This window comes from Pseudomonas sp. S3_G06, from assembly GCF_054667565.1.
Genome location: NZ_CP162738.1, coordinates 2,313,160 through 2,336,151 on the forward strand (window position 1 = coordinate 2,313,160; position 22,992 = coordinate 2,336,151).

Annotated in this window: 17 protein-coding genes and 2 pseudogenes; 18 read left to right on the plus strand and 1 reads right to left on the minus strand. The window is 60.9% G+C overall.

Annotated features, from left to right (window positions below; genetic code table 11):
- Positions 1 to 23 precede the first annotated feature (23 nt).
- Positions 24 to 1,334, plus strand: coding sequence for a phenylacetate--CoA ligase family protein (locus AB4N47_RS10400; protein WP_341637597.1), 1,311 nt, complete (start codon positions 24 to 26; stop codon positions 1,332 to 1,334).
- Positions 1,303 to 2,238, plus strand: coding sequence for a GNAT family N-acetyltransferase (locus AB4N47_RS10405; protein ID WP_341637598.1), 936 nt, complete (start codon positions 1,303 to 1,305; stop codon positions 2,236 to 2,238). The genes AB4N47_RS10400 and AB4N47_RS10405 overlap by 32 nt, the downstream gene beginning before the upstream one ends.
- 45 nt (positions 2,239 to 2,283) lie before the next feature.
- Here AB4N47_RS10405 and AB4N47_RS10410 read toward each other — a convergent pair whose 3' ends face one another.
- Complete coding sequence (locus AB4N47_RS10410) at positions 2,284 to 2,811, minus strand: hypothetical protein (protein WP_024012886.1); 528 nt, start codon at positions 2,809 to 2,811, stop codon at positions 2,284 to 2,286.
- Between the two features lie 353 nt (positions 2,812 to 3,164).
- Here AB4N47_RS10410 and AB4N47_RS10415 point away from each other — a divergent pair.
- From AB4N47_RS10415 to AB4N47_RS10490, 16 genes and pseudogenes are all read left to right on the plus strand, one after another.
- Positions 3,165 to 4,295, plus strand: a pseudogene (locus AB4N47_RS10415) (HAMP domain-containing protein); the annotation flags it as partial.
- Between the two features lie 333 nt (positions 4,296 to 4,628).
- A pseudogene (locus AB4N47_RS10420) lies at positions 4,629 to 5,156 on the plus strand (methyl-accepting chemotaxis protein); the annotation flags it as partial.
- Between the two features lie 241 nt (positions 5,157 to 5,397).
- Positions 5,398 to 5,844, plus strand: coding sequence for a DUF411 domain-containing protein (locus AB4N47_RS10425; protein ID WP_041480975.1), 447 nt, complete (start codon positions 5,398 to 5,400; stop codon positions 5,842 to 5,844).
- On the plus strand, positions 5,844 to 6,278 hold the full coding sequence (locus AB4N47_RS10430; protein ID WP_341637600.1) for a YqaA family protein: 435 nt from the start codon (positions 5,844 to 5,846) through the stop codon (positions 6,276 to 6,278). Before AB4N47_RS10425 ends, AB4N47_RS10430 begins: the two co-directional genes overlap by 1 nt.
- A gap of 86 nt (positions 6,279 to 6,364) precedes the next feature.
- Complete coding sequence (locus AB4N47_RS10435) at positions 6,365 to 7,411, plus strand: alpha/beta fold hydrolase (protein WP_110603361.1); 1,047 nt, start codon at positions 6,365 to 6,367, stop codon at positions 7,409 to 7,411.
- A gap of 12 nt (positions 7,412 to 7,423) precedes the next feature.
- On the plus strand, positions 7,424 to 8,377 hold the full coding sequence (locus AB4N47_RS10440) for a D-2-hydroxyacid dehydrogenase family protein (RefSeq protein ID WP_341637601.1): 954 nt from the start codon (positions 7,424 to 7,426) through the stop codon (positions 8,375 to 8,377).
- 590 nt (positions 8,378 to 8,967) lie between these two features.
- Entirely contained in the window at positions 8,968 to 10,554 is a 1,587-nt protein-coding gene (gene glgA, locus AB4N47_RS10445) for a glycogen synthase GlgA (protein ID WP_016774645.1), read from the plus strand.
- A gap of 17 nt (positions 10,555 to 10,571) precedes the next feature.
- Positions 10,572 to 12,374: a malto-oligosyltrehalose trehalohydrolase gene (gene treZ / locus AB4N47_RS10450; protein ID WP_341637602.1), complete on the plus strand. Its 1,803-nt coding sequence runs from the start codon at positions 10,572 to 10,574 to the stop codon at positions 12,372 to 12,374.
- The gene (gene malQ / locus AB4N47_RS10455) at positions 12,371 to 14,449 is read left to right on the plus strand and encodes a 4-alpha-glucanotransferase (protein WP_341637603.1); all 2,079 of its coding nucleotides are present in this window, start codon (positions 12,371 to 12,373) and stop codon (positions 14,447 to 14,449) included. The genes treZ and malQ overlap by 4 nt, the downstream gene beginning before the upstream one ends.
- Entirely contained in the window at positions 14,446 to 17,220 is a 2,775-nt protein-coding gene (locus tag AB4N47_RS10460; RefSeq protein ID WP_341637604.1) for a malto-oligosyltrehalose synthase, read from the plus strand. The genes malQ and AB4N47_RS10460 overlap by 4 nt, the downstream gene beginning before the upstream one ends.
- Positions 17,221 to 17,241: 21 nt before the next feature.
- Positions 17,242 to 17,580, plus strand: a complete 339-nt coding sequence (locus AB4N47_RS10465) for a DUF2934 domain-containing protein (RefSeq protein WP_336352695.1) — start codon at positions 17,242 to 17,244, stop codon at positions 17,578 to 17,580.
- 238 nt (positions 17,581 to 17,818) lie between these two features.
- On the plus strand, positions 17,819 to 19,978 hold the full coding sequence (glgX, locus tag AB4N47_RS10470; RefSeq protein ID WP_341637605.1) for a glycogen debranching protein GlgX: 2,160 nt from the start codon (positions 17,819 to 17,821) through the stop codon (positions 19,976 to 19,978).
- Position 19,979: 1 nt separating this feature from the next.
- Positions 19,980 to 20,978, plus strand: coding sequence for an acyl-CoA dehydrogenase family protein (locus AB4N47_RS10475; RefSeq protein WP_136493399.1), 999 nt, complete (start codon positions 19,980 to 19,982; stop codon positions 20,976 to 20,978).
- Entirely contained in the window at positions 20,975 to 21,733 is a 759-nt protein-coding gene (locus AB4N47_RS10480) for a PIG-L deacetylase family protein (protein ID WP_016774641.1), read from the plus strand. Before AB4N47_RS10475 ends, AB4N47_RS10480 begins: the two co-directional genes overlap by 4 nt.
- Complete coding sequence (locus AB4N47_RS10485) at positions 21,730 to 22,329, plus strand: class I SAM-dependent DNA methyltransferase (RefSeq protein WP_341637607.1); 600 nt, start codon at positions 21,730 to 21,732, stop codon at positions 22,327 to 22,329. Before AB4N47_RS10480 ends, AB4N47_RS10485 begins: the two co-directional genes overlap by 4 nt.
- A complete protein-coding gene (locus AB4N47_RS10490; RefSeq protein WP_341637608.1) occupies positions 22,326 to 22,985 on the plus strand; it encodes a glycosyltransferase family 2 protein in 660 nt (219 codons plus the stop codon). Before AB4N47_RS10485 ends, AB4N47_RS10490 begins: the two co-directional genes overlap by 4 nt.
- Positions 22,986 to 22,992 lie beyond the last annotated feature (7 nt).

The following is a 22,992-nucleotide window of genomic DNA, read 5'->3' on the forward strand; positions in this document are numbered from 1 at the left end:
ATTCGAATCAAGAAGAACACACCGTGAAAACAACCGACCCGATTAGCGAATTGACGGGTTTTGCCCGCAAGCATTCGCCCTACTACAGGAACAGCCTCGCCGATATTCCCGAGGCAATAAGCTCGCTGCGCGAACTGCCACTACTTGATCCGGCAGACTTCTGGAAAGACAGCGCGGATCTGATGCAATGGCCGGTTCTGACGGCCCCCATTGCCCACGCCCTGGTGTTCAAGACCGGTGGATCAACCGGCGGCGGCAGGCTCTCCGTGTACGCCCGCACGGAATGGCAACGCACAGTGGAAGCTTTCGGCCGCAGTCTGAGCGAGCAATTCAGCCCCGGCGACCGTGTCGCCAATCTGTTCTTCGCTGGCGACCTCTACGCCAGTTTTCTGTTTATCCACGATTCACTGGCCCATGTGGAAACGGCTATTACCGAGTTTCCGTTTACCGGCGAAGTCGACCCGCCAATGCTGGCCGATGCCATCGTGCAACACCGGATCAACGTGTTGGCTGGCGTGCCTGCGCAACTTTTGACCTTCGCCAGTTGGCTCCAACAACGCGGCCTTGAGCTGCCCTTGGTTGATACCGTGCTTTACGGCGGGGAGAGCCTGTTTGCCTCGCAACGCCAGCTCCTTGAGCAAGTGCTGCCAAACGCGCGCCTTGCCTCGATCGGCTACGCCAGCGTCGATGGCGGATTCATTGGTGCCAGTCATCCTGACTGCATCGAAGGAGAACATCGCACACCTGACGGTCACGTGCTGTTGGAGATTGTCGATCAGCACAGCGGCGCAACGATCGAGGCCTGCGATCAAACCGGTCTGCTGGTGCTGACCAATCTGCATCGCCGTTTGATGCCGCTGATCCGCTATCCCGTCGGAGATCTCGCGTGCTGGCGCGAACCGCCGGGCACTGCACGACGCAAATTCGCCCTGAGAGGACGCAGCGGCAATAGCCAGCGGGTGCGGGTCGGCATTCTGTCGCTGATGACCGATGAAATCAGCGAAAGCGTACGGAGCATCACTGGCAGCGACGATTGGCAATTGCTGATCGAACAAGCCAACAGCGCAGATGTGTTGACGTTGAAATACGCAGTCATGGAACGATCGGCGCTCATCGACGAGAAACTTGAGGCCCGCTTGATCGAACTGTACCCGCCGATCGCGCAACTGCGGGGTGAGCGGTTATTGGAGCTGCGCATCCAGAGTTGCCGGTTTGAGGACTTGGCGCGCCATCCTCGCGCAGGAAAAAGCCTGCGGATCGTCGACTTGCGCTGCTATGGCCCGGACGAGAGGGAGGTGCGTGATGGAGTCGTTGATTCTGCGCAATTACCGTGACACCGACGCCAAGGCCGTCAGCCAGCTGTTTCGCGAGGTCTACGGTGATCATTACGTGCAAACCGACGTTTACATGCCCTGCCTGATCAATCAGAACCACGCCGACAAACGCTGGCATTCACTGGTTGCAGTGGAGGGTGAGCGGGTTCTTGGCCATGCCACTTTGTATCGGCAGAGCGAAAGCTCGCACGATGCCGAACTGGCCTTGAGCGTCGTACATCCCGATACCCGTGGAAAGAACATTGCCACGCGGCTGGGCGGACAACTGCTGACTCATGCGCAGGCGTTGGGTTGTCGCAGCGTATCGATCAAACAGGTCACCCATCACCCTTACACCCAACGCATGGCTATCAACCTCGGTTTTCACAACACTGGATTGTTGCCGGACTATGTCCGCTCACCCTTTGGTTGTAAAAAACCGGAGTCGATCGTATTGGGTGTACGTGCTATCGATGGCTATCAACGGCCATTGCCAGAACAGGCATGGCCAGCCAGTTGCCGCCCCTTGATGGTGCGTCTGAGCGCTGTGTTCGGCGTCGGGGCTGATGCAGGACGCTGGCGCGGAGCTTCGGTTCAGGTCCAGCAGCACGGCAGCCGCCATGAAATGTGGCTGGAAAAACTCAATCCGGAACTGCTCGACCAGTTGCGATCACTGCCCGGGCATTGGCTGGTTTCGATTCGTCTACAGCTTTCGCGACAGTTTGCCGTGGATCTGCACAGTCTGAATGCCATCGGTTTTGCTTTCACCGGCCTGGCGCCTGCGCAAGACAATCGAGGAGGCTGGCTGACGTTGTTTCATCGCGGCTACCGCAAGCGCAAGCTGACATTGCATTGCCCGCACATGCAGCAGTTGCATGACCAAGCACAACGTCACATCACTCGGCAAGCCGTGCCGGCGGCGTAAACAGCATGAGCCCGCACACGGATGAGCGGGCATCATCAGCAGACGTTACGCCTTTGCCTTCAGGCCTTTGTCGGACGGAACTGCCGCATTGCCTTCGCCATAGGTCTTGAGATTCTGCAGGACGTAAATGGCTTTTTTGAATTCGGGAATCAGGCTCTTGCCGTAGTAATTGCCATTGAGACTGTTGGTCTGGATGGCATCGAGTTGCGTGGCGAAATATTCCAGCGCGTTGAACTTCGCCTCCGGGTCTTTCTGCACGCCGAAACGGTCGAATTTGTCGCCGGCATTGAGCAAGGTGATCGAGGTGATCTCGGAAATCAGGCCGCGCCCGCGCAGGAACTCGCTGAGGTTGCCCAACTGCTTTACGGAGACGTTGGCCGGGTCGAAGCCCTTGATCTGCTTGCGCAAACCCTGCTTATCCATCTCCGCCACATTCAGCGCATTCGGATCATTGCCGACCAGCGTCAGCATCTGCTGCACCTTGACGCTCTGCGAAACCTGCTTTTTCGCGCCGGTATCACGAACCATTACGCCTGCCTTGCTTTCCCAGGCGCCGGTATAGCCGATCGTCATGCGGGGATTCCTTGTGCAATGAGCATGAAATGTCCTTGTTCCAACCAATTGAATGGGCGCGAGTATCGGCCGCTTCGCCTGATCCAACCAACCCTTTTGTGCGCTTTTTTACAAATCTCGTACATTCATGACACCGAGCTTTAGGCCCGCAAACATTGCTTCAGAGCCGTCATCAGGATGTAACAAATGTGGCGATTGCTGGAGATGTACCAATCCCGATACCAACCGGTCATCGCCCTGAGTTCTTTCGGCACGCAAGTACCTAAAGCTTCCGCCGGGAACGACGATACGCTGTGATACCCGCCCTGTTTTATTCCTGCCCTCCAACAAAAAGCCGCTCAAGGATCAGTTCCATGCCCGCACTGCGCACTATTCAGGCTCGCTACACGCTGTTTCTGATTCTGTTCATCCTGTTGTTGTCCGTGCTGACCGTGGTCGGCATCAGCCAACTGGTCGCACCGACCCTGCGCGATACCGAAGAGAAGGTCGTGCTCAACCGCATCGCCGAAGTCGCCGTGCAGATTCAGGGCGAACTGAACAAGGTGCAGGCGCAGCAACGCAGCATCACCCAGACCATCCCCCTGCTCGACAGCGCCGCCATCGACGTGGTGCTGCCAGGGCTGGTGGATCAGTACGGCGAACTGAAAGTCTTTGGCGGCGGTATCTGGCCATTGCCCGGCCAGCGCGAAGCCGGGCGCAACAAGTTCAGCACCTTCTGGCACCGGGATGCCTCGGGTCAGCTCAAGGTCAATACGTTCTGGAACAGCGACGCCGCACCGAACTACTACGACCAGAGCTGGCACAAGGGCGGCATGGCCACCCCGCGCGGTCAGTGCGCGTGGGCCGCTGCCTATAAGGACGACGCCAGTGCCGAGCCGCGCACCAATTGCGCCATGGCCATCTACAAGAACGGCAGTGCCTGGGGCGTTTCGACCATCGACGTGACCCTGGGCTTCTTCAACGACCTGGTGGCGCGCAAGGAAAAAGACCTCAACGCCGAAATGCTCATCGTCGAGGCTGACGGCAAGATCATCAGTAACAGTTCGCGCATCAGCGGCCCGATCGTGTTGAAGAACATCAGCGAACTGGCGGCCAGCTCGACCTTCATCAATCAGATCAAGACCGGCCTGCAGAACCGCGATAAAGCGCAACGCGTCGAGTTCGACAACAACGGTGAAGACGCCACATTCTTCATGCGCCCTATCGAGGGCACACCGTGGTTCCTCGCCACTGCCCTGCCGACCAAAATGCTCACCGCCCAGCGTGACGATGTGCTCAACAGTCTCAGCCTGATCCAGATTCCGCTGGTGATCCTGCTGGTGCTGTTGCAGGTTTACGCGATTCGCAAACTGGTACAGCGCATGAAGGCTCTGAAAGCCAACATCAATTCACTGTCCAGCGGTGACGCCGACCTGACCCGCCGCATCACCATTCGCGCTGAGGACGAACTGGGCGCCATCGGCCATTCGGTCAACACCTTCATCGTCTATTTGCAGAACATGATCGGCGAAGTCACCCAGGCCACCGGTGCCATGGCGTCCAGCCTCGACAATCTGCAGCGCACTTCGGCGCACACCAGCCAGATTCTGCTGCGTCACGCCTCGGAAACCGACCAGACTGTCACCGCCATTACCGAAATGAGCTCCACCGCTGAAAGCGTGGCGCAGAATGCCGCTGAAACCGCTGCGTTCACCCAGCGCGCCAATGAAAACGCCGATCGCTCGCGCGTCGTGGTGGGTGAAGCGACCAACAGCGTGGTCGCGCTGATCGACGAAGTGGCCAGTGCTACACACAAAGTTGAAAACATGCAGCAGGACGCCCAGCGCATTACCGAAATCCTCGGTGTTATCGGTGCGATTGCCGGGCAGACCAACCTGCTCGCCCTCAACGCCGCGATCGAAGCGGCCCGGGCCGGTGAACAGGGTCGTGGCTTTGCGGTGGTAGCGGATGAAGTCCGCGCCCTCGCCGCCCGCACTCAGGCCAGCACTTCGGAAATCAACGAGATGTTGACCCGTCTGACCCAAGGCGTCAGTTCCTCGGTCAGTGCCATGGAAAACACCCAGGCCAGTTGCCAGTCCGCCGCTGACGCCACCGCTCGAGTCAACTCGGGGCTGGACGAAATGGCCGGTTCGGTCAGCCACATCAACAGCCTCAGCACGCAGATCGCCACCGCCGCCGAACAGCAAAGCGCAGTGACCGAAGAGATCAACCGCAGCATGGTGCAGATCCGCCACATGGTCGATGAACTGGTGCAGAGCGGCCAGGCCAGCGAGCTGAATACCCGCCAGTTGCTCGAAGCCAATAGCCGTGTGAGCGCGATCATGGGGCGGTTCAAGGTCAGTTAAGCCAACCGCGACCACGGGGATTTTGGCCTTTACGCCAATCCCCTGTGGGAGCGAGCCTGCTCGCGAAAGCGATTTTTCCGGCACCTGGATTTGCGTCTGATCCAGCGCATTCGCGAGCAGGCTCCCTCCTACAATGGTTCGGCTGTCTTGTAGCAACTGGAAACACTCAGTTGATGCCGGGATGGAAAAACCGGTCAAAATGCGTTCTTGCTGACCTTCACCGAGTCGAGAGCCCATTCCCATGCGAAGCCAACTGCGTCTGCTCGCCCTGAGCGCCCTGTTCATCTCCTCCCTGGCGCAAGCCGCCGAACTGATCCCGATCGAAGTGCACCGCGATGCCAATTGCGGCTGCTGCAAAAAGTGGATCAGCCATCTCGAAGCCAATGGCTTCAAAGTCGAAGATCACGTCGAAAGCGACATGAGCAGCTTTAAACAGCAGCACGGCGTACCACCGCGTCTGGCGTCCTGCCACACGGCGATCATCAATGGCAAATTCGTCGAAGGCCATGTGCCGGCCGATCAGGTGCTTGCGTTGAGCAAGCGCGACGATCTGCTGGGTGTGGCTGCGCCGGGCATGCCAATGGGCTCGCCGGGCATGGAAATGGACGGCATGAGCGATGCGTACCAAGTGATCGGCCTGAAGAAGGACGGCGCTGACGTGGTAGTGGCGGACTACCCGGCCCGTTGATGGGGGCAGCCTACTTCGGCCTGTTCTTTGCTGCGTTTGGCGCGGCGACGTTGTTGCCATTGCAGTCCGAGGCGCTGCTGGTCGGCCTGATCGTCAGCGAGCGTTACTGGCTGTGGGGTTTGCTCGCGGTAGCGACGCTGGGCAACGTGCTCGGTTCACTGGTCAACTGGTGGCTGGGCCGTAGCATCGAGCGCTTTCAGGATCGACGCTGGTTCCCGGTCAGCCCCAAGCATATGGCCAAGGCGCGCAAGCACTATGAGCGCTATGGGCATTGGTCGCTGCTGCTCAGTTGGCTGCCGGTGATCGGCGATCCGCTGACCTTGATAGCAGGCGTCATGCGCGAACCGCTCGGGCGCTTTCTGTTGATCGTCACCCTGGCCAAAGGCGCGCGCTATGGCGTGCTGGCCTTGCTGACACTGGGCTGGCTCGGTTGAACCAACCCTTCCTGTGATTGCCTTTGTTTAACGTCGGCGTAATCCCGACCTTCCAGAGTCGGCCAATTTTCAAGGAGTTAGTGCTTATGTCCGTCACGCTTTCCCGCTGGCTGCCCGGCCTCGTCCTCAGCGCTGCCCTGCCATTAATGGCGCACGCAGCCACTGAAACCGCCCCCGCCGAAGGGCCTGCCTATGGCCCGGAGCTGCAAGGCTTCCAATATCCCTACACGCTTAAACACTTCGCCTTCGAATCCCAGGGTCAGAAACTGCAAATGGGTTACATGGACGTCGCCGCCAATGGCAAGGCCAACGGCCGCACCGTGGTGCTGATGCACGGCAAGAATTTCTGCGCGGCGACCTGGGACAGTTCGATCAAGGCCTTGAGCGACGCCGGCTACCGCGTGATTGCGCCGGATCAGATCGGCTTCTGCACCTCCAGCAAACCCGAGCACTATCAGTACAGCTTCCAGCAACTGGCGACCAATACCCAGCAATTGCTCAAGGCGTTGGGCATTCAGAAAGCCACTGTGCTCGGCCACTCCACCGGCGGCATGCTCGCCACCCGTTATGCGCTGCTGTTCCCGGAGCAGGTCGATCAATTGGCGATGGTCAACCCGATCGGTCTGGAAGACTGGAAAGCCCTCGGCGTTCCGTATCGCACCGTCGATCAGTGGTATCAGCGTGAGTTGAAGGTCACGGCCAAGGGCATTCGCGACTATGAGCGCACCACTTATTACGATGGCCGCTGGAAGCCCGAATTCGATCGCTGGGTCGACATGCTCGCCGGTCTGAGCAAAGGTCCGGGCAAGACCCAGGTCGCGTGGAACTCGGCGCTGATCTACGACATGATCTTCACCCAGCCGGTGTACTACGAGTTCAAGGACCTGAAGATGCCAACCCTGCTGCTGATCGGCACCTCCGACACCACGGCCATCGGCAAGGACCTCGCACCGCCGGAAGTGAAAGCGAAAATCGGCCACTACGAGGTGCTTGGCAAACAGGTCGCCAAGCTGATTCCGCAGTCGACGCTGATCGAATTCCCGGGCATGGGTCATGCGCCGCAAATGGAAGAACCGGAAAAATTCCATCAGGCGCTGCTCGGCTGGCTGGGCAAGACTCCTTCCGCTCCATGATGAGGTAAGCCGATGACGGTGCAGATTGCAGTGATCGATGACTGGCAGGACGTGGCACGCGACGTGGTCGACTGGTCCGTGCTGGAGAGCATCGGTGAAGTGACCTTTGTGCATGATTACCCGGCCGACAACGCGACACTGGCCGAGCGCCTCGGTAAGTACGAGGTGATCTGCGTCATGCGCGAACGCACGCGTTTCGACGCCGACTTGCTCGGACTCTTGCCCAATCTGAAGTTGCTGGTCACCGGCGGCATGCGCAATGCCGCGCTGGACATGCCGGCCGCAGCGGCGCTGGGCATCAAGGTCTGCGGCACCGACAGTTACAAACACGCCGCGCCGGAACTGACCTGGGCGCTGGTCATGGCGGCCACCCGTGATCTGGTGAAGGAAGCCAATGCCTTGCGCGCCGGCCGGTGGCAACAGGGCCTCGGCGGCGATCTGCATGGCAAGACCTTGGGAATCCTGGGTTTGGGCAGCATCGGCCAGCGGGTCGCGCAGTTCGGCCAGGTGTTCGGCATGCGGGTGATTGCCTGGAGCGAAAACCTCACCGCCGAACGCGCTGAACAGGCCGGCGTGACGTACGTCAGCAAGCAGCAACTGTTCGAGCAGGCCGACGTGCTGTCCGTGCATCTGGTGCTCAGCGAACGCAGTCGCGGTCTGGTCGATGCCCAGGCGCTGGACTGGATGAAACCGACCGCATTGCTGGTCAACACCGCACGCGGGCCGATCGTCGATGAAACCGCGTTGATCAAGGCGCTACAGAAACGGCGAATTGCCGGGGCAGCGCTGGACGTGTTCGAGCAAGAGCCTTTGCCGGACCTGCACCCGTTTCGCACGCTGGACAATGTCCTCGCTACCCCCCATGCGGGATATGTCAGTCGGCAGAATTACGAGCAGTTCTTCCGGCAGATGATCGAGGATATTCAGGGTTGGGCAGCTGGGGAGCCGGTGCGTCTGTTGAATTGACTCTTTGACTCGAGAGTCGTAGTGCTTCAACCGGCCCCTTCGCGAGCAAGCTCGCTCCCACATTGGAATGCATTCATCCTTTGGGAGCGAGCTTGCTCGCGAAGGGTCCAACTCGCCACCCCCTCCTCAACGCCACCGCACCAAATCGGTGCGCGCAGCCCATCCCCTAGCACAAAACCGTGACTACCCAGTCACCGTTTTGGCCCACTCCGACCGAAAAACATGCCCTTCGTCGGAGCGTTTCCCCTCCTGAACCCTCGCTAACATCCCGACACAACCGATTGTCGAACAATTTACCCATTTGCACCGACCCGCTCTAGGATCTGGCCTAGACTCATTTTTCAGTGGCCAAACCACTCGGTCATACCGACGAAAAAAAGTCGAAACTTTTGCTTCACGCCACAGGTCATCAGAACAACTGGGCGAAAGCGACTGGTGTAATCCTTGCAACGGCCTCACCACCCATTCTGCTTGCGCGTGTTGGGTCAGCATTTGCTCACCGATGCGTGGCGCCTTTGCGCCCGGCCACAGGACTTGGCCATGAAACAGCTTGTTCGAGACAAGAATCAGATCACACACGGGAGATACATATGATCAGTGCGGCATTGGATATTCAGGGAGAGCGTGCTCACCAGTCGCTTGGAGAATCGAGCACCATCAGTGTTCCCGGCAGCCGACAGATCAACGTACCCGGCACCAAGACGCTTGCTCCGGTAGCAAGCCAGAATCCCAACAAGAAAAAAGTGTTGTTTGTGACTTCGGAAATCGCCGATCTGGTCAAGACCGGCGGCCTCGGTGACGTCTCCGCCGCCCTGCCCCGCGCGATGGCCCACTTGCATGACGTGCGGGTGCTGATCCCCGGTTATCCGCAAGTGGTGCACAGCGAAAACCCGATTCACATCATCGGCGAGCTGGGTGGCCACGCCGCGCTGCCACCTTGCAAGATCGGTCGTATGGACATGCCCGATGGTCTGGTGATCTACGTGTTGATCTGCCCTGAACTCTACGAGCGTGAAGGTGGCCCTTACGGCGCCAACAACGGTCGCGACTGGCCGGACAACCATATCCGCTTCGCCCGTCTCGGCCTGGCCGCTGCCGACATCGCCGCCAATCTTGCGCAAATTCACTGGCGCCCGGATCTGGTGCACGCCCATGACTGGCCGGCTGGCCTCGCGCCCGCTTACATGCACTGGCGCGGGCAGCGCACGCCGACCCTGTTCACCATTCACAACCTTGCCTACCAGGGCGTGACCAGCCTTGGTTCCTGCCCGGAGCTGGGGATTCCCACCCATGCCCTGCAACAGGAAGGCATGGAGTTCTACGGCAAGATGTCGTTCCTCAAGGCCGGCATGGCCTATTCGAGCCACATCACCACGGTCAGCGCCACTTACGCGCAGGAAATCACCACCCCGGACTTCGGCTGCGGCCTCGACGGTTTCCTTGCCGCCAAGACCCAGCAAGGCCTGCTCAGCGGCATCCCGAACGGCATCGACGAGAGCTGGGATTCGGCGACCGACCCGCATCTATTTGCCCCGTTCGCCATCGGCGACTGGGAAGGCAAAGCGGTCAACGCCGCCCACGTCCGTGAGCTGTTCGGCCTGAATGACTCTACCGGCCCACTGTTCGCCGTGGTTTCGCGCCTGGTCTATCAGAAAGGTCTCGACCTCACCGAAGCGGTGTCCGAGTTCATCGTGCAGAACGGTGGTCAGATCGCGATCATCGGTCGCGGCGAGCCGGAAGAAGAGCAAGCCATGCGTGAACTGGCCCTGCGCTTTCCTGGCCAGATCGGCGTGCGCATCGGCTTCAACGAAACCGATGCCCGACGCATGTTCGCCGGCAGCGATTTCCTCTTGATGCCATCGCGTTACGAGCCTTGCGGCTTGAGCCAGATGTACGCCCAGCGTTTCGGCTCGCTGCCGGTCGCGCGCAACACCGGCGGTCTGGCCGACACCATTGAAAACGGCGTCACCGGCTTCCTCTTCGATGAGTCCACCGTTGATAGCTATAAAGAAGCCCTGAGCCGCGCGTTCAAGGTCTTCGCCTTCCCGGAACTGCTCAATGCCATGCGCTGCCGCGCCATGGCTGCACCGTTCAACTGGAGCAAAGCGGTTGAACCGTACGCCGAACTTTACGAACAACTGGTCGCCAAGGCGTTGGGTAAAGCCAGCCACAAATAACCAGGGAGTTGCAGAAAATGCCGTCAAGGACCCAAGAAACCTGGCCCCACGGCGCGATCATGCTGGATGCCGAGCACACGCAATTTGCGTTGTGGGCGCCTGACGCGTTCTACGTCAGTGTGGAACTGGAAGATGGAAAATCGTTGCCCATGCTGCCTCAGGGCGACGGTTGGTTTGTAATCAAGGCCAATTGCCCGGCGGGCAGTCGCTACCGTTACTGCATCGATGGCGAACTGGAGGTGCCGGACCCGGCCTCCAGGGCGCAGGATGGTGACCTCGACCGCCACAGTGTGGTGGTCAATCCCCATGCCTACCAATGGCGGCACACGACCTGGAATGGTCGGCCGTGGAATGAAGCGGTGATTTACGAGCTGCACGTCGGTGCGCTCGGTGGTTTTGCCGAAGTCGAACAGCATCTGGCGCGGCTAGTGGCGCTGGGCATCACCGCCATCGAATTGATGCCGCTGGCGCAGTTCCCCGGTGATCGCAACTGGGGTTATGACGGAGTGCTGCCCTATGCACCTCAAGCCTCCTACGGCACACCGGAACAACTCAAACACCTGATCGACACCGCCCACGGCCATGGCCTGGCGGTGGTTCTCGACGTCGTCTACAACCACTTCGGCCCCGACGGCAACTATCTGCATCGTTACGCCAAGGGTTTTTTCCGCGAGGACAAGCACACCCCCTGGGGCGCAGCGATCGATTTCCGCCGTCCGGAAGTGCGTGAGTTCTTCATCGAAAACGCGTTGATGTGGCTGCTTGAATACCGCTTCGACGGCCTGCGTCTGGATGCGGTGCACGCGATTGAAGATCCCGACTTCCTCAGCGATCTGGCCCGACGCATTCGCCAGCAGATCGACCCGACCCGGCACGTCTGGCTGACCGTCGAGAACGAGCTGAACCAGTCGAGCCTGCTGGAAAACGATTACGACGCGCAGTGGAACGACGACGGTCATAACGCCCTGCACGTGCTGCTGACCGGCGAAACCGACGCCTATTACGCCGACTATGCCGCGCAGCCCACCGAGCAACTGGTGCGCTGTCTGAGTCAGGGCTTCGTGTTCCAGGGCCACATCACTCGCCATGGCGAACCTCGCGGCGAGCCGAGCGAACATCTGCCCTCCACTGCTTTCGTGCTGTTCCTGCAGAACCATGACCAGATCGGCAACCGTGCCTTTGGCGAACGCCTGCATCAGCTCGCCGACCCGCGTGCGGTACAAGCGGCGACGGTGTTGTTGCTGCTGTCGCCGATGATTCCGCTGATGTTCATGGGCGACGAGTTTGCCGCCGAGCAACCGTTCCTGTTTTTCACCAGCCACCACGGTGAACTTGCGGAACTGGTGCGTGAAGGTCGGCGCAACGAGTTCGCCGCATTCAGTGCCTTTACCGATCCGCACAAGCGCGAACAGATCCCCGATCCGAATGCCGAAAGCACTTTCCACGCTTCGCAGCCGCGATTGTCCGGCAGCGGCACGCCATTGCAACAGCAGACCCAAGAGCTGTATCGGCAGCTGCTGAAGTTGCGGCACCAATACATCATTCCCAACCTCTCCGGGACCCAGGCTCTGGGCGCGCAGATGCTCGGCCATGGCGCGGTCAGCGCACGCTGGCGGCTGGGCAACGGCAGTGAGCTGCGAATTGACCTGAACCTCAGTGACACGCCAGTGGTCAACCCTGCACAGACTGATACCGAGTGGTTGTTTCAACAGCCAGCCGCGATCGAACTGTCGGACCCGAACCAACTGCCGGCGTACACCGCGCTCGTCAGCCTCACGGCCGCACCCGTTATGCACCCCCTGGATGGAGAGCGCCTATGAGCGATGCGCAACTGGAAATACTCGCCAGTCGAGCCGGCCTTGCCGTCGACTGGATCGACGCCAACGGGCGTCAGCAAAAAGTCGCTCCTGCTGTGTTGCGCAATGTCCTGATCGGACTCGGCCACCCCGCCAGCACCGCGCAAGAAATCGATGCCAGCCTGCTGGAATTGCAAGAAGTCCAGCAAGACCGCCATTTGCCACCCCTGCTGACCTGCGACGTGGGCATCGCCCTCGACCTTAGTCGCTATTTCTCACCGGAAACCCCCTGCGAAATCCATCTTGAAGACGGTTCGCAGATGAATCTGAAGCTGGACAACGAAGCCATGTTGCCCGGCTTGATTCCGGTCGGTTACCAGCAAGTGCATATCGCCGATCAGTATTTCACGCTCGCCGTGGCGCCTGAACGCTGCTTCAGCGTCGCCGATGCGGTCGATAGCCCGATCCCGCGCGCTTGGGGTCTGAGCGCCCAGTTGTATTCGCTACGCCGTCCGGGTGACGGTGGTTTTGGCGATACGCAGGCGCTGGAGGAACTGGTTCGTGTAGCGGGTGAACGCGGCGCCGATGCGCTGGCGATCAGTCCGATGCACGCGATGTTCAGCGCCGACAATGGCCGCTACAGCCCTTATTCGCCGTCCAGCCGCTTGTTTCTCAATTCACTGTATGCCGCGCCGGGGAGCATTCTCGGCGAACGCGCGTTGCGTGATGCAATTGATGCCAGTGGCCTGGCCGCGCAGTTCGAGCAGCTGGAAAATCTCAAGCTGATCGACTGGCCGACCGCTGCCGAAGCCAAGCAGAAACTGCTGCAAGCGTTGTATGACGGTTTCGTCGCTGGTGAGCATCCGCTGCACGCCGACTTCGCCAGTTTCCGCCATGCCGGTGGCGAAGCGCTGGAAAACCATTGCCGCTTTGAAGCCATTCAGGAAATGCGCGCCGCCCGTGGCGAAAGCCTCGACTGGCGCGAATGGCCGGAGCACTGGCACGACCCACGCGGCGCGGCGCTCGGCGCGTTTGCCGAGGAATATGCCGAGCGCATCGGTTATTTCGCCTTCTGCCAATGGCTGATCCATCGCTGCCTCGAGCGTGCGCAAACTGCTGCGCGCAGTGCCGGCATGGGCATTGGCCTGATCGCCGACCTCGCGGTCGGTGCTGACGGTGCCGGCAGTCAGGCCTGGAGTTTTCAGGATGAATTGCTCGCCTCGCTGACCGTAGGCGCGCCGCCGGACATCCTCAATCGCAGCGGCCAGGGCTGGGGCATTTCCGCATTCTCGCCGGAAGGGCTGATCCGCAACGGTTTCCGTGCCTTCATCGACATGCTGCGCGCCAACTTCGCCCACGCCGGAGGCCTGCGCATCGACCATGTCATGGGCCTGCAACGCCTGTGGGTGATTCCCAACGGCGCCGCCCCGGCGGATGGCGCCTATCTGTATTACCCGTTCGACGACATGCTGCGCCTGCTGACCCTGGAATCCCATCGGCATCAGGCCATCGTGCTCGGCGAAGACCTCGGCACCGTGCCGGAAGGCCTGCGGGAAAAACTCGCCGCGCGCTCGATTCTGGGCATGCGCGTGCTGTTGTTCGAACAGGACAATACCCGTTTCAAACCGATTCTCGACTGGCCGGATGATGCCCTGGCGACCACCAGCACCCATGACCTGCCGACACTTAATGGTTGGTGGCATGGTCGTGACATTGACTGGAACGCACGCCTCGGTCTGGTCGATGCCAATGGCGAAATCGACTGGCGCCGGCACCGTGAGCGTGAACGCGAAGGCCTGCGCGATGCGCTGCGCCAGGATCCGCAGAACTTCCGCGAAGAGTCCCACGAAGCCGATCAAGTGGTCGATGCCAGTGTGCGTTTCCTCGGCCACACCCGCGCGCCGCTGGTGCTGCTGCCGCTGGAAGATGCCTTGGGTATTGATGAACAGCCGAATCTGCCTGGCACCACCGATTCACATCCGAACTGGTCGCGACGTTTGCCCGGTCCCAGCGAAGCGTTGCTGGACGGCCCCGATGCCGCCCGCCGCCTGGAACTGCTGGCCTGCGCGCGCCTTCAAGCCTCTGAGCGTGACCAATGAATCAACAGCAAATCCAGCCACTGCGCGCCACCTTGCGCCTGCAATTTCATAAGGGTTTTACCCTCGAACAAGCGGTGCCACTGGTGCCGTACTTTGCCCGACTCGGCATCAGCCATATCTACGCCTCGCCATTGCTGGCGGCGCGCGCCGGTTCCATGCATGGCTACGACGTGGTCGACCCGACCCAGGTCAATCCGGAGCTGGGCGGCGAGCCGGCATTGCGCCAACTGGTCAGCACCCTGCGTGAACACAACATGGGGCTGATTCTCGACATCGTTTCCAACCACATGGCCGTGGGCGGCAATGACAACCCGTGGTGGCTCGACCTGCTGGAATGGGGACGCCTGAGTCCGTATGGCGAATTCTTCGACATTCAGTGGCACTCGCCGGACCCGTTGATGGAAGGCCAGTTGCTGCTGCCGTTCCTTGGCAGTGATTACGGCGTGGCGTTGCAGGAAGGCACGCTGAAGCTCAAATTCAACGCGCAGACCGGGACTTTTTACGTCGAGCATTACGACCACCACTTCCCGATCTGCCCGAACAACTATGGCGAGCTGCTCAAGTCCGACGACACGCTGAAGTCTCTGGCAGATCGCTTCAGCACACTCAGCTACCAGACCGACGCACATTCGCTGGCGATGCCACTCAAGCAAGAGTTGCGCGAGCTGGCAAGCGATCCGCGTGTTCTGGCCACCATCGAAAGCAATGTCGCCCAATACGATTCGACCACCGACGAGGGCTTCCACAAGCTCCACGAGTTGCTCGAGCGGCAAAGCTATCGCCTGGCCAGTTGGCGCACGGCGGCGGACGACATCAACTGGCGGCGCTTCTTCGACATCAACGAGCTTGGCGGCCTGCGCGTCGAGCGTCCGGCGGTGTTCGAAGCGACCCACGGCAAAATCTTCCAATTAGTCGAAGAAGGTCTGGTCGACGGCTTGCGCATCGACCACATCGACGGCCTCGCCGACCCGCGTGGCTACTGCCGCAAATTGCGCCGTCGCCTTGATCACTTGGCGCCGGGACGTCACCTGCCCATCTATGTCGAGAAGATCCTCGGCGAGGGCGAAACCCTGCGCCGCGACTGGAGCGTCGACGGCACCACCGGTTACGAGTTCATGAACCAGCTGTCGCTGCTGCAACACGACCCGGACGGCGAACGTGTGCTCGGCGAACTCTGGCAGCGCCGCACCGAGCGCCCGGCAGCGTTCATGGAAGAAGCGCAACTGGCCCGCCAGCAGATCCTCAATGGTTCGCTGGCCAGCGACTTTGAAAGTGTCGCGCAGGCCCTGCATCAAGTCGCGCGGGATGACCTGATGACCCGCGACCTGACCTTGGGCGCCATTCGCCGCGTGCTGCATGCGTTGATCGTGCACTTCCCGGTTTATCGCACTTACATCAGCGCCATGGGCCGGTCCGAGCAGGACGAAGCGATTTTCCAGCACGCCATGGACGGTGCGCGGCAAACCCTCAGCGAAGCCGACTGGCCAGTGCTCGACTCGGTCGCCAGCTGGCTCGGCGGCACGCCTTGGCGCCGCAAGCCACGGGGGCGCTCGCGCAAGATCCTCAAGCATGCGTGCGTGCGTTTCCAGCAACTGACTTCGCCGGCAGCTGCCAAAGCCGTCGAAGATACCGCGCTGTATCGCTCGGCGGTGCTGCTGTCGCGCAATGATGTCGGTTACAACACCGAGCAATTCAGCGCGCCCGTCAGCGAGTTCCACGAAGTCAATCAACAGCGCATGGCCGAGTTTCCTGACAACTTGCTCGCGACTGCCACCCATGACCATAAGCGCGGCGAAGACACCCGCGCCCGGCTGGCCGTACTCAGCGAGCGCAGCCATTGGTACGCCGATCAGGTCGAACTGTGGCGCGCCCTCGCCCGCCCGGTGCGCATCGAAGATGACGCGCCTTCCGCTGGCGACGAACTGATCCTCTATCAGGCATTGCTCGGCAGTTGGCCGCTGGACCTGCAGGACGACGACAAGGCCGGTTTCGCCGATTACGCCAAGCGCATCTGGCAATGGCAGCAGAAAGCCCTGCGTGAAGCCAAGCTGCAAAGCAGCTGGAGCGCGCCGAATGAAGCGTATGAAAACGCAGCACAGGCGTTCACGGAAAAGCTGTTGACCGGTGAAGAAGGCGAGTTGCTGCGTGCGGCGCTGAGCAAGACCGTCAACAGCATCGCCGCTGCCGGCGCGCTCAACGGGCTGGCGCAAACCTTGCTGCGCATGACTGTGCCGGGTGTGCCGGATCTGTACCAGGGCAACGAGTACTGGGACTTCAGTCTGGTCGACCCGGACAACCGCCGCCCGGTAGATTACGCCGCCCGCGAGCAAGCGTTGCAGGCATCCGTGCCGGGTACCGAACTGCTCAAGGATTGGCGTGACGGGCGCATCAAACAGGCGCTGATCAGTGAGGTGTTGAACCTGCGCAAGGAACACAGCGAGCTGTTCCGTCGTGGCGATTACCAGCCATTGGAAGTGCTGGGCAGTCAGGCACACAACGTCTTGGCATTCGCGCGTGAACACGAGGGCGTGCGAGCCATCGTGGTAGTGCCGGTGCGTTGCGCGACGTTGCTGGAAAACAGTGCCATGCCGCAGGTCGATGCGCTGCGCTGGGGCGATACGCGGGTGGTTTTACCGTCTGCCGCTTCGGATGCAAACCTGAAGGGACTTTTTGCCAGCAGCGTAGTCACACAAAACAGGGAGCTGAATGTCAGCGAAGCGCTGGGGGATGTCCCGGTCAATCTCTTTATCCAACACTTAACACAAGCATGAGTTCAGTTCAGGAGCATTGCGATGAGCACCGACGATAAACGCATTCGCGAATTCGCCTATCAGATCTGGGAGTCGGAAGGGAAACCTGAAGGCCACGAAGAACGTCATTGGGAAATGGCGCGCAAGCTGGCCGAGGCCGAAGCGCTGGCACCCAAGAAGCCACCGAAAGCGGCGGGCAGCAAAGTGGCTGGCAAGACTACAGCCGCTGCAGCGAAAAGCACCGACGGCAAAACACCGGCAGCCGCCAAAGCCAAACCGGCAGCGAAAGCCAAGCCGGCGGCCACGCCCAAAGTAGTCCCGCCGGGCGAAAAGGCTACCGAGAAAAAGCCGCGAGCAGCGAAGAAGCCTCCGGCGAACTGACCCGATCCATTTTTGAACTGAATGACTGTGTGGCGAGCGTGCTCGCCACAGGGGTTCTTGCGCCCCGAAGAAAGCCCATTTTTGGGAACAACACACAACCCTGTGGGAGCGAGCCTGCTCGCGAAAGCGCTAGGTCAGTTGGTGAAAATGTCGAATGTACCGACGCTTTCGCGAGCAGGCTCGCTCCCACAAGGAAATCTCATTGCCTGAACTGTCCCGTTTTTTTGCAGGAGCAATCATGACCCGTCCAAAGAAAGCCGAACCCGCTGCGCACGCCGAGCCGTCGAGAATCCGTGAAGGCCTGCCCTTCCCGCTCGGTGCGACCTGGGATGGTCTGGGGGTGAACTTTGCTCTGTTTTCCGCCAACGCCACCAAGGTCGAGCTGTGCATTTTCGACGATGCCGGCGAGGTCGAGCTCGAACGCATCGAGCTGCCGGAATACACCGATGAGATCTACCACGGCTACCTGCCGGATGCGCATCCTGGCTTGATCTACGGCTACCGCGTATATGGTCCTTATGACCCGGCCAATGGTCACCGCTTCAACCACAACAAACTGCTGATCGACCCGTACGCCAAGCAATTGGTCGGCGAGCTGAAATGGTCGGAGGCGCTGTTCGGCTACACCATCGGCCACCCCGACGCCGACCTCAGTTTCGACGAGCGTGACAGCGCGCCATTCGTGCCCAAGTGCAAGGTCATCGACCCGGCGCACACCTGGGGCAACGACCATCGCGTCAGCGTGCCGTGGGACAAGACCATCATCTATGAAACCCACGTGCGCGGCATCAGCATGCGGCACCCGTCGGTGCCGGAAAACCTGCGTGGCACCTTCGGCGGTCTGATGGTCGACGACGTGCTCGAGCACATTCGCAAGCTCGGTGTTTCGTCTGTCGAATTGCTGCCGATCCATGCTTTCGTCAACGATCAGCATCTGCTGCAAAAGGGCATGACCAACTACTGGGGCTACAACAGCATCGCGTTCTTCGCCCCGGACCCGCGTTATTTGGCCAGTGGCAAGATTGCCGAATTCAAGGAAATGGTCGCGCATCTGCACGATGCCAACCTCGAAGTGATTCTCGACGTGGTCTACAACCACACCGCCGAGGGCAACGAGCAAGGCCCGACCCTGTCGATGCGCGGTATCGACAACGCCTCCTACTACCGCTTGATGCCCGACGACAAGCGCTACTACATCAACGATTCCGGCACCGGTAACACACTGGACCTGAGCCACCCGTGCGTGCTGCAAATGGTCACTGACTCTCTGCGCTACTGGGCCAGTGAGATGCACGTCGATGGCTTCCGCTTCGACCTGGCAACCATTCTTGGCCGCTACCACGATGGTTTCGACGAGCGCCACAGCTTCCTCGTCGCCTGCCGTCAGGACCCGGTGCTGCGTCAGGTGAAAATGATCGCCGAACCCTGGGACTGCGGTCCCGGCGGTTATCAGGTGGGCAACTTTCCGCCGGGCTGGGTTGAATGGAACGACAAGTTCCGCGACACCGTGCGCGCGTTCTGGAAAGGCGACGACGCTCAGCTTGCGGATTTCGCCAGCCGCATGACCGCTTCCGGGGAGATGTTCAACCAGCGTGGGCGCCGGCCGTATTCGTCGGTGAACTTCATCACCGCCCACGACGGTTTCACCCTCAACGATCTGGTCTCGTACAACGACAAGCACAATGAAGCCAACGACGAGAACAACCAGGACGGCAGTAACAACAACCTGTCGTGGAACCACGGCGTCGAAGGTCCGACCGACGATCCTGAAATCAATGCACTGCGTCATCGGCAGATGCGCAATTTCTTCGCCACCCTGCTGCTGGCCCAGGGCACACCGATGATCGTTGCCGGTGACGAGTTCGCCCGCACCCAGGACGGCAACAACAACGCCTATTGCCAGGACAGCGAGATCGGCTGGGTCAACTGGGATCTGAGCGAAGACGGCAAGGCCCTGCTCAAGTTCGTCAAACGCCTGATCAAGCTGCGCCTGACTTATCCGATCCTGCGTCGCGGACGCTTCCTGGTCGGCGAGTACAACGAAGACATCGGCGTCAAGGACGTGACCTGGCTGGCACCGGACGCCACCGAGATGACCACCGAGCACTGGCACGATGCGCACAATCGCTGCCTCGGCATGCTGCTCGACGGACGCGCGCAGGAAACCGGCATCCGTCGTAAAGGTGCCGACGCGACGCTGCTGCTGGTGGTCAACGCCCATCACGACATCGTCAACTTTACCCTGCCGGAAGTGCCGAATGGCGGCTTCTGGACCTGCATGATCGACACCAATCAGCCGTCGATTCGCGGTCAGGAACGCTTCGACTTCGGCCATGAATATTCGGTGACCGGGCGTTCGTTGCTGCTGTTCGAACTGCAACGTGACGAAGAAGATTGATATGGACTTTCAACATTATCTGGCCCGCCGTCCGCCAGATTACGCCGACACCAATGCCCTCGGCCGTTGCCTGCGGGCAATGGTCGAGGCCGGCCTCGACCGCTTGCCGTTGCCCGGCAGCGGTCACACGCTGGAGCGCTTTCAGCGTCTCTCGGAAGTCGGTGGACACGATTTAGGCCTGTGCAAACTCTATGAAGGCCACACGGATGCGCTGGCGATCATCGAGCAACTGGGCGGTACGCCAACCCCGGGCAGTACGTGGGGCATGTGGGCCGCCGAACCGCCGCAGGCACGGGTGAAAGTCACGCCGTCAGGGCATATGGTGACGCTGAACGGACGCAAGGCCTGGTGCTCTGGCGCTGCGGTGCTCAGCCACGCCTTGCTCACCGCATGGGACGCGGACGGTCAGCAGCAATTGGTTGCAGTCGCACTCGATCAACCTGGCGTGACCATCACCGATCAAGGCTGGCAAGCGGTGGGCATGGCGGCCACCGGCAGCGTTGAAGTGCTGTTCGACAACGCTGAAGCGCAGGCCATTGGCAACCCCGGTGATTACCTGCAACGACCGGGGTTCTGGCAGGGCGGGATCGGTATCGCGGCTTGCTGGTATGGCGCTTCACGGCGGATTGCCGAAGGGCTGCGTCAGCATTGCGCGCAACGCGATGAACCGCACGCCCTCGCCCATCTCGGTGCGACTGACACAGCACTGCAAGCGGCAGCCGATGTGTTGCGCTTCAGCGCGCTGCAAATCGATGCGCAGCCCGAGGCCGACGCTGAATTGCTCGCCCGCCGCGCCCGCGCCGTGGTCGAACAGTCTGCCGAACAGGTGATGCGCGAAGTCGGTCGCGCGTTGGGTGCCGGGCCGTTTTGTCAGGATCGGCATTTCGCCCGGTTGAGCGCCGACCTGCCGGTGTTTCTGCGCCAGAGTCACGCTGAACGCGACCTTGCTGCATTGGGCCAACAGATTGCTGGTCAGTCCTGCGAGGTCTGGGCGTTATGAAAGCCAACCCGATCGTTGGCCAGGGCACTTCATTGCAGCAATGGCAGGCTTCGCGGCGTCTGGCCGAGCTGCCCGCCATCGATATTCTTGACTTGGTACCGCTGGGTTCGCGAGCGGTGATCATCGCGCCGCACCCGGATGACGAAGTACTCGGTTGCGGCGGCATCATGCAGTTGCTGGCGGCAGCCGGAAGGCCGTTGCAGTTGATTTCGGTCACCGATGGCAGCGCCAGTCACCCCGGCTCGCAGCGCTGGACAGTCGAGCGTTTGAGTGTGGTGCGTCCGCAGGAGTCTGCCGAAGCCTTGCGGCGCCTCGGTCTGCCGATGCACAGTCTGAAATGGCTGCGCGGCGGTTTTACCGACACCCAAGTGGCGGCGCAAGAAACCGAGTTGAGCGAATTCATCGCCGGTTATCTGCATGCCAGTGACGTGGTTTTCACTACCTGGCGCCAAGACGGTCACAGCGATCACGAGGCCGTCGGCCGCGCCAGTGTCGAAGCGGCGCGACGCGTTGGTGCGACCTGCCATGAACTGCCGGTCTGGACCTGGCACTGGGCAACCCCGGAAGACGCTTCCGTACCATGGGAGCGGGCGCGCAAGATTCTCCTTTCACCGACGCACATCGCACGTAAACGTCACGCCGCGCACGCGTTCGCCAGCCAGTTGGAAGGCGACCGCGACGTCGGCCTCGGGCCAGTGCTCGCGCCCTATGTGCTAGATCGTTTGCTGCAACCTTTTGAAGTGGTGTTCCTGTGAGCGTCGATGACCGCTATTTCGACGGCCTGTTCGCGGGCAATGACGACCCATGGGCGTTTCGCCAGCGCTGGTACGAACAGCGCAAGCGCGCGATCACCCTCGCCGCCCTGCCCCGTCCGCGCTATAGGTCGGTATTCGAACCGGGTTGCGCCAACGGCGAACTGAGTGCAGAGCTGGCTCCGCGCTGCGACCGCCTGTTGTGCTGCGACACGGCGAGCGCGGCGGTGAAGCTGGCGCGTACGCGCTTGAGCGTGTTCGAGCATGCCGAAGTCCGTCAGGGCCGCCTTCCGGCTGACTGGCCCGAGGAAAAATTCGACCTGATCGTATTCAGCGAAATCGGCTACTACCTCGACGAAAAAGATCTGACAGAAATGATCCGCCGGATCAGTGAATCGCTGACCGCCGGCGGCCAATTGCTGGCCTGCCACTGGCGCCCGCCGATCGAGGGCTGTCCGTTGAATGCACGTCAGGTCCACGATCAGATCCACGATCAATTGGCTTTGCCGCGTCTGGTGCTGCATCAGGAAGCGGATTTCATTCTCGAACTGTGGAGCCGCGAGCCACGCTCGGTGGCGGCCCTGGAGGGCTTGCGTTGATCGGTATCGTGATTCCCGCGCACAACGAAGAGGCGCTGCTTGATGAATGCCTGCGTGCAGCGTTGCGCGCCAGCCAGCATGCACAACTGGCCGGCGAGCCGGTGGAAATACTGGTCGTGCTCGACAGTTGCAGCGATGGCTCGGCGCGGATCGTCAGCGCTTATCCGGTGCTCAGCTTGCAGATTGATGCACGCAACGTTGGCGAAGCCCGCGCCGCCGGTGCGCGCCTGTTGCTCGAGCGTGGTGCCCGCTGGATCGCCTGCACCGACGCCGACAGCCGCGTCGCCGATGACTGGCTGGCGGCGCAACTGGGACTGGAGGCGGACGCAGTGTGCGGCACGGTCACCGTCGAGCACTGGCACGAGTCGATTGATGAGGCGGCGCAGATTCGCTATCACCATCATTATCAGGCCCGCGATGGCCATCGACACATTCACGGCGCCAACCTGGGTGTCAGTGCCGAGGCTTATCGTCTGGCCGGCGGTTTCAAGCCGCTGACCTGTGACGAGGATGTGCAACTGGTGCTTGCACTGGAGCGCAGCGGCGCGAATATCGCCTGGAGTCACCGTCCGCAAGTGCACACCAGCGCCCGAATCGACAGCCGGGCCAAGGGCGGGTTCGGTGACTTTCTGCGCAATCTGGCACAGCTGGAATAAAAAATTA

Bases quoted from the DNA above. Each gene is read 5' to 3' on its own strand.
- AB4N47_RS10405 (WP_341637598.1), top strand. From the start codon at position 1,303: ATGGAGTCGTTGATTCTGCGCAATTACCGTGACACCGACGCCAAGGCC.
- AB4N47_RS10410 (WP_024012886.1), bottom strand. From the start codon at position 2,811: ATGACGATCGGCTATACCGGCGCCTGGGAAAGCAAGGCAGGCGTAATG.
- AB4N47_RS10425 (WP_041480975.1), top strand. From the start codon at position 5,398: ATGCGAAGCCAACTGCGTCTGCTCGCCCTGAGCGCCCTGTTCATCTCC.
- AB4N47_RS10430 (WP_341637600.1), top strand. From the start codon at position 5,844: ATGGGGGCAGCCTACTTCGGCCTGTTCTTTGCTGCGTTTGGCGCGGCG.
- AB4N47_RS10435 (WP_110603361.1), top strand. From the start codon at position 6,365: ATGTCCGTCACGCTTTCCCGCTGGCTGCCCGGCCTCGTCCTCAGCGCT.
- AB4N47_RS10440 (WP_341637601.1), top strand. From the start codon at position 7,424: ATGACGGTGCAGATTGCAGTGATCGATGACTGGCAGGACGTGGCACGC.
- glgA (WP_016774645.1), top strand. From the start codon at position 8,968: ATGATCAGTGCGGCATTGGATATTCAGGGAGAGCGTGCTCACCAGTCG.
- treZ (WP_341637602.1), top strand. From the start codon at position 10,572: ATGCCGTCAAGGACCCAAGAAACCTGGCCCCACGGCGCGATCATGCTG.
- malQ (WP_341637603.1), top strand. From the start codon at position 12,371: ATGAGCGATGCGCAACTGGAAATACTCGCCAGTCGAGCCGGCCTTGCC.
- AB4N47_RS10460 (WP_341637604.1), top strand. From the start codon at position 14,446: ATGAATCAACAGCAAATCCAGCCACTGCGCGCCACCTTGCGCCTGCAA.
- AB4N47_RS10465 (WP_336352695.1), top strand. From the start codon at position 17,242: ATGAGCACCGACGATAAACGCATTCGCGAATTCGCCTATCAGATCTGG.
- glgX (WP_341637605.1), top strand. From the start codon at position 17,819: ATGACCCGTCCAAAGAAAGCCGAACCCGCTGCGCACGCCGAGCCGTCG.
- AB4N47_RS10475 (WP_136493399.1), top strand. From the start codon at position 19,980: ATGGACTTTCAACATTATCTGGCCCGCCGTCCGCCAGATTACGCCGAC.
- AB4N47_RS10480 (WP_016774641.1), top strand. From the start codon at position 20,975: ATGAAAGCCAACCCGATCGTTGGCCAGGGCACTTCATTGCAGCAATGG.